A 13,039-nucleotide genomic window follows, 5' to 3' on the forward strand; every position below is an offset into this window, starting at 1 on the left:
ATATTCCGATTAACCTCAACTATGGAGGATAAATCAGCATTAAATACATTACCACAATTTTTACATTTATACTTTTGAACAATACAAGTTTCAGTTCCTTTATTCAAAAATATTAATTCACGTTCTATTTTACCATTTTTACGACTATGGTTAGACCCACACACTGGACAAACAGCATTACTATTGCTAAATATTATCTTACCATTTTTTTCAAGACGAATCAAATTAGGACTCATCTCTTGACATCCAATCAACTTTTTAGACACATCAGATCTAAAACCAGAAAACTCTTCACAAAAATCGTAAAGTTTAAATTGTATTGGTTCCATAGTATAACATGGAGCTTTTATTTTTGTTTTAGTCATATAAATATATTAGCTCCACTTAATATATTAAATTTACTATTTCTAAATCAAAAATAAAACAATTTTAAAGCTTAAAAAAAATTATAAGCCAAAACTTTCAAAAAATCAAAACACATAAGTTTTTGACAGAGCCATTTATATTAAATTATAAAACAATGTGTGAAAAAATAAAAAAAGTAGTAATTGATTTTAGAATATTTTAAAGAATAGTGGTATGAATACTTGTGATGGTAAGATTACAAGTGTTGCTATACTTACAGCTAAATTAGTACCAATCACTACAAGTAATACTCTGAATATATTATTATTCCATAAATCTCTTAAAGAGTTAATATCATTTAAGTTTTTAATATCTTTTTTACGAACTTTACGATATTTTAATTCAGTTAAACCACTGAACCATCCTGCTGCAAGTAATGGGTGGATTATTGTTAATGGTGCAACTACTCCTCCAACGAGTGCGGATTGAATTTTACTACCACTACATATGGATCCTACAAATCCCATTATCATACTTATTATGATGAATTCTGCTATGTTCCATTCAATTTTAATACCTTTTATAAATGCAAGAAAAAATATCACAACGAATAGTATTGGTATCATTGCTAAGATTATTTTAAGCCATGGTATTCCACCTTTTTTTTCAGTATTAGTTATTTCACTAATTGGTGGTATTGTTTCTGGATTATCTAAGTAACGATTTATTCCGTCTTGGTGTCCTGCACCTACAACTGCTATTACTTTATCTTCTTCAATAGATCGTATACTGTTTGCAAGGTATGCGTCTCTTTCTTGTACGAGTGCATGGTAAGCTCCAGGGGATACTTCTTGGAAATATTCCATTACTTCTTCTAAGGTTTCCTCGTTTTTTAACTCTTCAATGTCTATTTCTTCGGTTTCATCGTCACCTGAGAAGAAACTTGTTACTGTGCTGAAGAGGAATTTAAGTTTTTCCCAAAAACTCATATTGTTTAAGGTTCTTTGAAGTGTTATGTTTATGTCACGATCGAGTAGGGCGATTTTTATTCCTAAATCATTTGCTGCATCTGCTGCTGCTATCATTTCAGAACCAGGTTTAACATCTAAGTTTGCCCCGATTTTGTTTTGAATATATGAGAGTATGGTGGTTGCGAAGAATAATCCGACTTTGTTTTCTTTTATTATTTGTTTGATGTGGATTGATTCTTCATCATCAACGAGTCCAGCTCTTTCTTTCATTAATCTATCGTATCGTCCATAATCTAATTCTATTCCAACCACGTCTGGTTGTAATTCATAGATAGTGTTTTTAACTTCTTCCACACTATCTGAGGATACGTGAGCTGTTCCAATTATTGTTAAACATTCTCTTTTCATAGGTAAAAACTCTTAAAAATATATTTTTTAAATTATTCTTCTTTTTTTATAAAAAAATTTTATGGGGGGGGTGGTATTATATTTTTTATAAATTAAGAAAAATCTTTAATTTATCATGTTTTATTTTATTAACTATTTAAATAATATCTTTATAAGTATATAAAACTTATTTTTTTTAGATCAATTCTAATTTTTTATTTTTATACATTACTACATTATTTGTTATATTTTTCTTTATGCAGTAGTTTATGTCTTCAGTGTGTCCTAATTTTTTTAGGACTTGACTGGAGTGAGTGTTTAGTATTGATTCAGTGAAGTTTTCCTCATCTCGTGATGCAAGAATGCTTCCTATTGCATATTCACTTATTTCATCTGTACTTTTTAATTCTTTTTTTATCCAGTACAATATTTCACCACAAGCAAGGTAATCTTCTAAGGCAAAATTATGTTTTCTTCCAGCCATTACAAGGTCTATTTCTGTGCTTGCTATTTCAACTGCTTTTTTAGCCACAGCTTTTGCATTTATAAAGCTACCTATTAATACAGTTGAGTTCATTGCTTCCATTATTCTTGTTCCATTAGTTGTTGTTAAGACTAATGTGTCTTTATCTGTTTTGTAATTTTCAACTTTTTCAGGGGAGTTTCCTATTTGAAATCCCTCTAATTTTTTCCCTAATCTTTCCCCGGCAAGTACTGCATTTTCAGTTTTTGCAATTTTTCTTGCTTCTTCTGGTGTGAATGCTGGGATTACTTTTTTAAAGTTATTGAATGCTATGGTCATTGTGGCGCTTGCTCTTAAGGCATCTACTACAATGCTCACATCTTTACTTTGGGTTTTCTCAAGACTTAATGTTACTTTCATTTCCTTTTTTCCTTTAAAATTTAATTAAAATAATAATAATTATTAATATATATTAAGAATTAAATATTATTTAACAATAAAGTATTTATAAAAAAATGAAAAATCATTTAATAATAATTATTTAAAAAAAATTTTTATTTTATCTTTTTTTAATGGTGACATCATAATATGAAAATAGTTGTAACTCCAATGTGTGAAAAAATTGTACTATGGGCAGGTATATGTGACTATACTGTAAATAAGTTTCCAGATACAGAAAAAAATATGGATATAGCAATAGTTTTAGCTGAAAGGGAAACTAATATGGATTCTATAAATATAAGTTTAAACACATTTAAACAAATCAAAGAATCAATTAATAAAATATCTCAAATATTTAAAACAGATATTGATGAGGAAACTATAGAAAAAATATTTAAAAATAATAGGGATGCTTATAATATAATAAATAATTTAGATAATATACGCTATGAGAATAAAGACATTAATGTTAAAGTATACTCAAATTTTTTAAAAGACATTGTATGTGATTTAGGTTTTAATATAATAAATGATGAGAATACAGATTATAATATTGTAATTTATCCAGATTACCTTTCAAATCAAATAAGCATGGAAAATAAGGATTGTAAATTAATTAAGGTGGCCTCACATTCTAATGTACCTAATAATCCATTAGAACGTGCAGTCACACGGTATAATATTATATTAAATAATATTTAATTTTTAAAAAAATTTTTATATTCTATTAATATAATAATATATTATATAATATAATTATCTGTAATTTATTTAGTAAAATTTTTTTTTAGGGAGATTTTAATAGTATGTATGAAACATTAACATATGAAGGTGGAGTTCATAGAAGCGAAGAATTAAAAGAACTCATTGAAGATTTAGGTGGGTTTATTCTTCAAGAAAACGTTTTACAAATGGAATTAATCATTAATATGGCTGTTCCAATGGAAGATGTTGATAAAGTTAAAGAAAAAGCTAAAGAAATTCTTGGTGAAATAACAGTTGCACCTATGGCAGGAACTGAAATTGCTATTGTATCTCCAACTCTTGCAAGACATCACCTACCTCATGCAGCATGTGATATTAGTGAATATTTACGTCGTTATGGTGCAAAAGATAATATGATCGGTTTAGCTCGTGGTCATGGTAAAGGTACCTCTGGAATTTCAGAAATTGAAAAAGATTTAATTGAGGAACATGATATAGCTATTTTTGCTCTTGGAAGTTTTAAAGATTGTATTATTGATAAATCTTTCCTTTATGATGATATAGACATACCAGTTATTGTTACAGGATCTCCAGAAATAGATTTAGAAGATTTACCTGGAGCTGATGCTTATGTTTCAGGTTTAGGTCGTATACCTCGTAGATTAAAAAGAGGACCAGATATTCGTGCTTTGAAAAGATTAGTTGATGTTGTTGAAGATCAATTAACAATTTTAAAAAAAGATTTAGCTCAAGACCCTCCATTATTCCCAAGTATACTTGTTAAAAATGAGATTGAATCTCAAGTTCCAGCAATCCATGAAGTAATTAGTCCAACACCTGTAACTAGTCAAATTAGTGGTTTACGTGTTAAATTGGATTATGATAAGTATCATGAAGTCATTGAAAATGTTATGATTGATGATAAAAAATTAAAGGATATAGCTAGTGTTGAAAAATCTCATATGTATGATTATATTCTAGTTCGTCTTTTAAATGAAAGTTCTTTAGTTTAAATAAATTTTATAAAAATTTTTTATACTTTTTCTTATTCTATTAAATTATATATTTTTTTTGGTGTTTTTTGTGGAAAGTTTAAAGGAACGTTATATTTTAAATTCAGTTTTCCCTTCAATTATTTTAAGTTTTTATAATTATTTTTTATTAAAAGCTATGTGGGCTTTGATTGGTAGTCCTGATAATAATATAATTATGTTTTTAAGTGTTGGTGTATGTGTTTTAACTTTAATCTTTTCATATATTGAATTATATAATTCTAATAATGTGACACGTTCTATTATGGTTGTTTTGGAATCATGGAAATGGCCGTCTCTTATTTTCTTGTTTGTAATGATAATTTTATACTTAATTTCATATTTTGTAATAATACCTAAAATTATTACACTTAGTATATATCTTGTGGTGTTTTTAATAGGATTTTATGCTTATTATAATGCTCATAAAATTAAAGTCATTGGATATGAATTAGAAATTGAAAACTTAAAAGAAGAACTAAACATTATCCATATATCTGATATTCATTATGGGACCTATAGAAATCAAGGATTACTTAAAAAAATTGTTAAAAAAATTAATCACTTAGCAAATAAAGGGGCTCAACTTGTAATAATTAGTGGAGATTTAGCTGATGGATCAACAAGTATAGGAAAAGATGATTTTAATGAATTTAAAAATAGTAAAATACCTGTAATATTCACACCTGGAAATCATGATTATTATCCTGGAATAGATAATGTATACGTGGCTTGTGAAAATGCTGGAATCTATATTTTAAGTGATAATTACTGTACATTTAAAGATTTAAATATATATGGTTTAGATTATAGTTTTAAAAATCCAGAAAAATCATTTAATCAGTTTAATATTAATCTTGAAGATAATAATATAATAGTTTATCATGCACCTCAACACTGGGGGGAATTTATTAAATATGGTTTTGATATTCAATTATCTGGTCATACTCATGGTGGACAATTTTATCCTGCAAATTTATGGGTTGGAAAGTTTTTCCCATTTTGTAAAGGATTATTCATTAATAATCAAGGAGAGAAGACTAGTTATTTATCTGTATCTACAGGTGTAGGTACTATGGGTCCACCATTACGTTTAGGTACAAATAGTGAAATGGTTTTATTAAAACTCTTACCAAAAAAATAAAACTTACACATTTATTTTTTTAGTAGAGGGATTATTTATTTTAACTAGAAATTATATAAAAGATTCTTATGCAAATAGTAGCTGATGTTGGTGGAATTCCTGGAAAAGATTGTAGAGGATTTTGTAAATATTGTTATTTTCGTAAAGTAAAACCTATTGAACCTTTAGGTTGTAGGTACTGTCCTCCAAATACTGTAGGTTGTAAACATTGTGGTGAAGGTGTTTGTGAGACAGGTTCAGAGTTTAAACCTTCATTTCTTGTTATGAATGAGATTCAAACTGCTATGATGATGAATCAAACAAGTGATAAAGAACTTAAAGTGAATATTTCAGGTGGTGGGGATGTTAGTTGTTATCCTCAACTTGAAGAATTGGTAGCTGGAATTAATCAGTTTGGACTTAAATCACATCTTGGTTATACTAGTGGTAAAGGGATTGATGATTCTAAGATGGCTTCAAGATTAATGAATCTTGGTGTTGATGAGGTTACTTTCACTTTATTTGCTAATGATATTGGTTTACGTAAGGAATGGGTTAAGGATCCTAGTCCTGAGGCTTCTCTTGAATCTGCTAAACTTTTTGCTGAAAGTGCTAATCTTTATGCTGCAAGTGTTATTATTCCTGGGGTGAATGATGGTGAAGTTTTATGTAAAACTTGTGAATCTTTAGAGGAGTGGGGTGCTAAAGCTTTACTTTTAATGAGATTTGCTAATAGTACTAATCAGGGTCTTATTTTAGGTAATTCTCCAATTGTTGGGGATGTTAACTCTCAAAGTCTTGATGAGTTTTCATTGCTTGTTCAGGAAATTAATAAGGAGTATGATTTAAGAGTTACTGGAACTCCTTTAGGTGATCCTACTATTAATGCTCCATTTATTATTGCTCGTGATGGTAATGAGGAGTATTTACAATTTCTTAAAGAGGTTACTGGTGAGGCAACTATTATTACTAGTAAGTTAGCTGCACCATTTATTAGTAAAGTGTTTAAAAAGATTGGTGCTAATAATGTTAATGTTATTGGTACTGATAAGGAGATTGCTTGTTTAATGACTCAGGAAGATTTTGAATCTGTTGATTTAAGTCAGGTTAAAGATTCTGTTATTATTCCGGGTCGTAGTTTTGTTCATGATAAGGTTGCTGAGGATATATTTTCACGTGATGGTGTTGAACGTGTTGTTGGTAGGGGACCTGATACTTTAAGTGTTGATGGGGAATTAAGTAGTGGTTTTACTGAAGAGGAAGTTATTATGGAGGAATTAGAATCTTTTAGGGATTTGATTGATGCTATTAACTTCTTTGGGATGAGACCTAGTTAACTGTTTTTTTTCTTTTTTCAGTATTACTTTTTATTTTTTCTTATTCTATTTTTTTCTTATATTTTTTGGTGTTTTAATGTTTTGGATGGTTTTTAAAGGTTTTTTGCTTTTATTTTCTTTTTTGTAAGGTTTTTGTGTTTTTTGTTTGATTTTTTTAAATCTTTTTTTTATTTTAGTCTTTTTATTATTTTTATTTTTCAAAACTTTTTTTATTATTTTTATCAGTTTTTTTATTATTTTTCGTTGTGTTTAAAACGTTTGAAAGTTTATAATAATTGAAGAATATTAAAAATTAATTTTATAAATTTAAGATTATTTTAACTTATTATACAATTTTTTCATGTTTAAGTTAAAAAATTTTCATTTAATTTTTAAGATTTCAATTTTTTTTAATTTAAAAAACTAAACTTAATATTTTTTGGTGTTTTACTTAAATTATCTTATTTAACTTAGTATTTGTTTTGTTTTAATTTTATTATTGATTTTTCATGTTTTAATCTTTTGTTCTTTTAAATTTTTTATTTTTAGCTTCATTTGTTCTTAATAAATTTAGTAATACTTTTTATCCCAATAATAAGAAACAACTTAATTTAACTTATCATTAATAAAGTTTACTAAATCTTTCTAAAAAATATATTTATATTATATCTTATTCAAAGATAAAATCGTATACCAAATAGCTGGCTATTGCAATACTTGCTTTGTAGCTTACTCACTTCAAACATATTTTATATAAAACTGTTTGATTGAGTGGTATATTAGTAACTCTATTAAATTAGGAGGGAAAAAATGGCAAAGTTTGATGATAAAGTCGATTTATACGACGAAAGAGGTTCATTAGTTTCATCTGATGTACCTATCGAAGCTCTAAGTCCACTACGAAATCCTGCAATACAAAAAATTATTCAAGGTGTAAAACGGACTGTAGCAGTTAACTTAGAAGGTATCGAAAACGCATTAAAAACTGGATCTGTTGGAGGAAACAAATCCAAGATTCTAGGAAGAGAAATGGATCTCGACTTAGTAGGAAACGCTGACGCTATTGGAGCATCTTTAAAGAAAATGATCCAAGTAGATGAAGGAGACGACACATTAGTAGAACCTATCTCTGGTGGTAAAAGATTAAAAGTACAAATTCCAACCAAAAGATTAGCTTGTGCTGCAGAATACTCTGTATCCCCATTAGCTACCGCAGCTGCTTTAACACAATCCATTATTGAAAACATGGATGTAAGCATCTACGATGGTAACATGGTAAAAGCTGCAATCTTAGGAAGATACCCACAATCTGTAGATTACATGGGAGCTAACATTGCAACTATGTTAGATGTACCACAAAAACTCGAAGGACCTGGTTACGCATTAAGAAATATTGGTGCAAACCACTTCGTAGCTGCAACTCTTAAAAACTCATTACAAGGAACTGCTCTTTGTTCTATATTTGAACAATCTGCTATGTTCGAAATGGGAGATGCAATCGGTGCATTCGAAAGATTACACTTATTAGGTTTAGCTTACCAAGGTTTAAATGCTGATAATATGGTATTAGATTTTGTTAAACAAAACGCAGAAGGTAACGTTGGTAATGTTGTAGCTTCAACAGTTGACAAAGCTATTGGCGATAACGTTATTTCTGAAGCAGAAGATTTAAACGGCTTCAAATTATACAAAACAGACGATGTAGCAAAATGGAATGCATATTGTGCTGCTGGTTCCATAGCAGCTGTTATGGTTAACGTTGGTGCAGCAAGAGCTGCTCAAGGTATTCCAAGTACCTTATTATACTTCAACGATAACATAGAATTTGCAACTGGTTTACCTGGTCTTGACTTCGGTAGAGCAGAAGGTGTAGCTGTAGGATTCAGTTTCTTCAGTCACTCCATCTACGGAGGAGGAGGTCCTGGTATCTTCAACGGTAACCACGTTGTAACCAGACACAGTAAAGGATTCTGTATTCCACCAGTAGTAGCTGCAATGTCCTTAGATGCAGGTACTCAACTTTTCAGCCCAGAAAAAACCTCTGGACTTATTAAAGAAGTATACAGTTCATTCGATGAATTCCGTGAACCTTTAAAATACGTTGCAGAAGCAGCTGATGAAATCAAAGGAGACATCTAAGTAATCTATGAATTTATAAAAATTCATCCAAAATCTAATTTATTAAATAAAAAACATGAGGTAATTAAATGGATATAGAAATATTCCCTTTTAGAATACTCGGTTCAGACACTACCGAAAAATTATTAAATGAAATTGAATCATTAGATGATGTGAAAAGAACAGTCATTCATGGACCAAGATTCCCACCTTTAGATGATTTTGAACGTAAATACGGAGATCGCAGAGTCATCACAATAAACGGTGAAGAAGTTGAATTAAAAGTCAAGACTGGTCGTATATGGATTGAATTGGGAAACACTGAAACAATCGATTTAATTGATGAAATTTGTGGTAAATATCTTCCATTTGGTTATGATATTAACACTAACCGAGAACAATACATCAGAAAGTCTAGAACTGTTACTGATGATATGAAATATGGGAATGTTGATATGCCAGATGAATTAATTGGAATGACTGATCAACACTCAAAATTTTCAGAAAGTGTTTCATTAATTAAAAAAGATAAGAGTAATTCTTAAAATTTAAATAAAAATTAATATTTTATAAATGTGATTAACAATGATTGGAAGAAAAAGTCATGTAGTGGATTGTCGAGAAACTAGAGGTCTTGGTGAAGGTGGGGGTATTGCTCAAAGAGGAACTTTCGCTCAATGTGGAAGTGATGTTGTTGCAGTAGCTATGTCTCCTGGTAGACGTCACATTACTAAGCCTGTATGTGAAATCACATTTGCACTTCGTGAATCTAATCTTTTAACCAGTACTATTATCTTAGATGCAGGTTCAGGTGTTCCTCGTGATGCTCCTTCTGCTAGTGGTGGAAGCCTTTTTGGTTTAACCAATAAAGAGATTGAGCAAATGAGTCAATATAAATTACTTGTTGTGCATTTAGGTGGAGTTAAAAATCATATTATATACAAAGCAAGATTAATTTTAAGAAATGTTAATAAACCTTGTGTTATTATTTGCGAATACCCTATTGATTTTGAAGACCTTGCAAAAATTGGTGTTAAAACTTTAAAGGTTATGCCTGATGAAGTTAAAACCAAGGGCACTGTTGTGGGAATTATTAGTGGTGTTATTCGAGGAGAAACAGCTCCTCAGGAAAAATTAGATGAGATTATTAGAAAAGTCAAAATAGGATTAGGAGATGTATGATTATGGTACAATATTATCCAGGAACTTCTCAGGTTGCAGAAAATAGACGTAAATTTATGGATCCATCAAACGATCTTGAAGTTTTACGTGAAATATCTGATGAAGATGTAGTAAAAATTTTAGGTCACAGAGCTCCAGGTGAAGAATATAAAAGTGTTCACCCACCATTAGAAGAAATGGATGAGCCTGATGATATTATTAGAGAACTTGTAACACCTATTGATGGTGCTAAAGCAGGGGACAGAGTAAGATATATTCAATTCACTGATTCCATGTATTTCGCTCCAGCTCAACCTTTCTTAAGAGCTAGATCTTACGTAAACAGATTTAGAGGTGTAGATACTGGTACTTTATCTGGTCGTCAAATTATAGAATGTCGTGAAAGAGATTTAGAAAAATTATCTAAAGAAATCTTACAAAACGAATACTTTGATCCAGCTAGAACTGGAATCAGAGGTAAAAGTGTACACGGACACTCTTTAAGACTCGACGAAGACGGTATGATGTTTGATATGTTAAGAAGACAAATATTCAACAAAAAGACCGGTAAAGTCGAAATGGTTAAAAACCAAATAGGTATTGAATTAGATGAACCTGTAATTTTAGGTGAACCTATTGATGAAGAAACCTTAAAACAAAAAACCACCATCTACAGAAGAGACGGTGACTCCTACAGAGAAGATAAAGATGCTGTAAAAGTTTGTCAAAACATTCACGTATCTAGATCTATAGGTGCATACAATCCAGAAATATATGGAAACAAGAAGGTAGAATAATATGGCAGCAGATAAAAAGTTCATGGAAGCTTTAACAAAAAAGTTTAAAGAAGATCCTACCGACAGAACCACTACTTTTTATAACTTAGGTGGTTGGAGACAATCTGAAAGAAAAACTGAATTTGTTAAAGAAGGAGAAGAAATTGCTAAAAAGAGAGGAATCCCAATGTACAATCCAGACGTTGGTTCCCCTCTTGGTCAAAGAGCTTTAATGTCTTACCAATTATCCACAACTGATACTTTTGTTGAAGGTGACGATTTACACTTTATTAACAACGCAGCTATTCAACAAGCTTGGGATGACATTAGAAGAACTGTTATTGTAGGATTAAACACTGCACACACAGTTCTTGAAAAAAGATTAGGTATGGAAGTAACTCCAGAAACAATTACTAATTACTTAGAAACTGTAAACCACGCAATGCCTGGTGGAGCTATTGTTCAAGAACATATGGTTGAAACCAACCCTATGTTAGTAGCAGACAGTTATGTAAAAGTATTCACTGGGGACGATGAATTAGCAGATGAAATTGATGATTGCTTCGTTTTAGATATTAATAAAATGTTCCCTGAAGAACAAGCTGAAGCTTTAAAGAAAGAAGTAGGTTCTGCAGTATGGCAAGCAGTTAGAATTCCTTCCCTTGTAGGTAGAGTTTGTGATGGAGGTACTACCTCTCGTTGGTCTGCTATGCAAATCGGTATGTCTATGATTTCTGCTTACAATCAATGTGCTGGTGAAGGTGCAACTGGTGATTTCGCTTACGCATCTAAACACGCAGAAGTTGTAAACATGGGTACTTACTTACCTGTAAGAAGAGCAAGAGCTGCAAATGAAGTCGGTGGTATTCCATTCGGATTCATGGCAGATATTGCACAAGGTAGTAGAACTAACCCAGATGACCCTGTTCGTTCCTCCTTAGAAGTTGTAGCATTAGGTGCTGCACTTTACGATCAAATCTGGTTAGGTTCTTACATGTCTGGTGGAGTCGGATTCACTCAATATGCTACAGCAGCATATACTGATAATATCTTAGATGACTTCTCTTACTATGGACAAGAATATGTAGAAGATAAATATGGTGGATTATGTGAAGCTCCTAATAACATGGATACTGTTCTTGATGTAGGTTCTGAAGTTGCATTCTATGCTTTAGAACAATACGAAGACTATCCTGCTTTACTTGAAACTCACTTCGGTGGTTCTCAAAGAGCATCTGTTATTTCCGCAGCATCTGGTATATCTACTGCATTTGCTACTGGTAATGGTCAAACTGGTTTAAGTGCTTGGTACTTATCCATGTACTTACATAAAGAAGAACATTCCAGATTAGGATTCTATGGTTTCGATTTACAAGATCAATGTGGTGCAGCTAACGTATTCTCTATAAGAAACGACGAAGGTTTACCAATTGAAATGAGAGGACCAAACTATCCTAACTATGCAATGAATGTAGGTCACCAAGGTGAATACGCAGGTATTGCTCAAGCTCCTCACTCAGCTCGTAAAGATGCATTTGCATTTAACGCTTTAGTTAAAATCGCATTTGCTGACCCAAGTTTAACATTTGACTTCGGTGCTGTACGTTCTGAATTTGCTAAAGGTGCTTTAAGAGAATTTGAACCTGATGGTGAAAGATCTGTCATCATTCCAGCTAAATAAACACGAAATATTTTAAGACTAAGATAGGTGTTTTTAATTAAACACCTATTTTTTTTCTTAATTTTCTCGATTTATTTTCAAAAATAAAATTACAATCAATTTTAATAATTATCAAATAAGGTTTAATCTTTTTGTTTTCCTAAAAACTTTTTAGTAAAGCTTATATTAAACTTTTTTATATAGATATAAAGTATAGGTTAAACTATCCTATATTCAAATAAATCAAAAAATGTTTTCAAAGAGGTTAAACTTCCTTTTGAATATTTAAAAAAAATAATACAAAAAAATGTAAAACAATTTCTAATTTTTAGAAAGTTTTACTTTAGTTTATAAGTTTTCATTAAGTTATAAACTATTTACTCTAATAAAAAGGAATTCGAGTGGATATTAATAAATAAAATTAAATCATTTTTTTCATGATTTATAATAAAATATTAAAAATTTAGAATTTATTTTTAATGGAGAAAAAAAATCAATTAATAAAAAAATGAGTGCAATCCTTTAAAAAATGGGATAACAAT

11 protein-coding genes and 1 pseudogene are annotated in these 13,039 nt (G+C 30.2%); 9 read left to right on the plus strand and 3 right to left on the minus strand.

All coding sequences use genetic code 11. The features are described 5' to 3' along the window. From BP997_RS05455 to comB, 3 genes and pseudogenes are all read right to left on the minus strand, one after another. Positions 1-365: pseudogene (locus tag BP997_RS05455) on the minus strand (transposase family protein); the annotation flags it as partial. A 189-nt stretch (positions 366-554) separates the two neighbouring features. Further along, positions 555-1,724 (minus strand): TraB/GumN family protein, encoded by a 1,170-nt coding sequence (locus tag BP997_RS05460; RefSeq protein ID WP_413823978.1) that lies wholly within the window; start codon positions 1,722-1,724, stop codon positions 555-557. Positions 1,725-1,899: 175 nt separating this feature from the next. Then, entirely contained in the window at positions 1,900-2,586 is a 687-nt protein-coding gene (comB, locus tag BP997_RS05465; protein WP_413827367.1) for a 2-phosphosulfolactate phosphatase, read from the minus strand. Positions 2,587-2,754: 168 nt separating this feature from the next. On the opposite strand from comB, the gene BP997_RS05470 reads away from it, so the two are divergent. The 9 genes from BP997_RS05470 to mcrA all read left to right on the plus strand — a co-directional run bounded on the left by BP997_RS05470 (position 2,755) and on the right by mcrA (position 12,518). Next, positions 2,755-3,309 carry a hypothetical protein gene (locus BP997_RS05470; protein WP_413823983.1) on the plus strand — a complete coding sequence of 185 codons (555 nt, stop codon included), beginning with the start codon at positions 2,755-2,757 and terminating at the stop codon, positions 3,307-3,309. A gap of 104 nt (positions 3,310-3,413) precedes the next feature. Beyond that, positions 3,414-4,325 carry a methanogenesis marker 7 protein gene (locus tag BP997_RS05475; protein ID WP_409198444.1) on the plus strand — a complete coding sequence of 304 codons (912 nt, stop codon included), beginning with the start codon at positions 3,414-3,416 and terminating at the stop codon, positions 4,323-4,325. Between the two features lie 70 nt (positions 4,326-4,395). Next, positions 4,396-5,487, plus strand: a complete 1,092-nt coding sequence (locus BP997_RS05480; protein ID WP_413823988.1) for a metallophosphoesterase — start codon at positions 4,396-4,398, stop codon at positions 5,485-5,487. 68 nt (positions 5,488-5,555) lie between these two features. Continuing rightward, on the plus strand, positions 5,556-6,803 hold the full coding sequence (gene mmp10, locus BP997_RS05485) for a methyl coenzyme M reductase-arginine methyltransferase Mmp10 (protein ID WP_413823991.1): 1,248 nt from the start codon (positions 5,556-5,558) through the stop codon (positions 6,801-6,803). A gap of 789 nt (positions 6,804-7,592) precedes the next feature. Beyond that, positions 7,593-8,921, plus strand: coding sequence for a coenzyme-B sulfoethylthiotransferase subunit beta (gene mcrB, locus BP997_RS05490; RefSeq protein ID WP_413827360.1), 1,329 nt, complete (start codon positions 7,593-7,595; stop codon positions 8,919-8,921). Positions 8,922-8,989: 68 nt separating this feature from the next. Next, positions 8,990-9,445: a methyl-coenzyme M reductase operon protein D gene (mcrD, locus tag BP997_RS05495; protein WP_413823997.1), complete on the plus strand. Its 456-nt coding sequence runs from the start codon at positions 8,990-8,992 to the stop codon at positions 9,443-9,445. 40 nt (positions 9,446-9,485) lie between these two features. Then, positions 9,486-10,082: a methyl-coenzyme M reductase I operon protein C gene (gene mcrC / locus BP997_RS05500; protein WP_413824000.1), complete on the plus strand. Its 597-nt coding sequence runs from the start codon at positions 9,486-9,488 to the stop codon at positions 10,080-10,082. Between the two features lie 2 nt (positions 10,083-10,084). Beyond that, positions 10,085-10,858, plus strand: coding sequence for a coenzyme-B sulfoethylthiotransferase subunit gamma (gene mcrG, locus BP997_RS05505; RefSeq protein ID WP_413824003.1), 774 nt, complete (start codon positions 10,085-10,087; stop codon positions 10,856-10,858). A 1-nt stretch (position 10,859) separates the two neighbouring features. Next, entirely contained in the window at positions 10,860-12,518 is a 1,659-nt protein-coding gene (gene mcrA / locus BP997_RS05510; protein WP_413824006.1) for a coenzyme-B sulfoethylthiotransferase subunit alpha, read from the plus strand. Positions 12,519-13,039 lie beyond the last annotated feature (521 nt).

The organism is Methanobrevibacter sp. UBA412 (genome assembly GCA_002495685.1).
Classification (GTDB): domain Archaea; phylum Methanobacteriota; class Methanobacteria; order Methanobacteriales; family Methanobacteriaceae; genus Methanobrevibacter_A; species Methanobrevibacter_A acididurans.

Excerpts from the sequence above, each read along its gene's own strand:
- BP997_RS05470 (WP_413823983.1), top strand. The coding sequence starts at position 2,755 with ATGAAAATAGTTGTAACTCCAATGTGTGAAAAAATTGTACTATGGGCA.
- mcrD (WP_413823997.1), top strand. The coding sequence starts at position 8,990 with ATGGATATAGAAATATTCCCTTTTAGAATACTCGGTTCAGACACTACC.
- mmp10 (WP_413823991.1), top strand. The coding sequence starts at position 5,556 with ATGCAAATAGTAGCTGATGTTGGTGGAATTCCTGGAAAAGATTGTAGA.
- BP997_RS05460 (WP_413823978.1), bottom strand. The coding sequence starts at position 1,724 with ATGAAAAGAGAATGTTTAACAATAATTGGAACAGCTCACGTATCCTCA.
- comB (WP_413827367.1), bottom strand. The coding sequence starts at position 2,586 with ATGAAAGTAACATTAAGTCTTGAGAAAACCCAAAGTAAAGATGTGAGC.
- mcrB (WP_413827360.1), top strand. The coding sequence starts at position 7,593 with ATGGCAAAGTTTGATGATAAAGTCGATTTATACGACGAAAGAGGTTCA.
- mcrC (WP_413824000.1), top strand. The coding sequence starts at position 9,486 with ATGATTGGAAGAAAAAGTCATGTAGTGGATTGTCGAGAAACTAGAGGT.
- mcrG (WP_413824003.1), top strand. The coding sequence starts at position 10,085 with ATGGTACAATATTATCCAGGAACTTCTCAGGTTGCAGAAAATAGACGT.
- BP997_RS05475 (WP_409198444.1), top strand. The coding sequence starts at position 3,414 with ATGTATGAAACATTAACATATGAAGGTGGAGTTCATAGAAGCGAAGAA.
- mcrA (WP_413824006.1), top strand. The coding sequence starts at position 10,860 with ATGGCAGCAGATAAAAAGTTCATGGAAGCTTTAACAAAAAAGTTTAAA.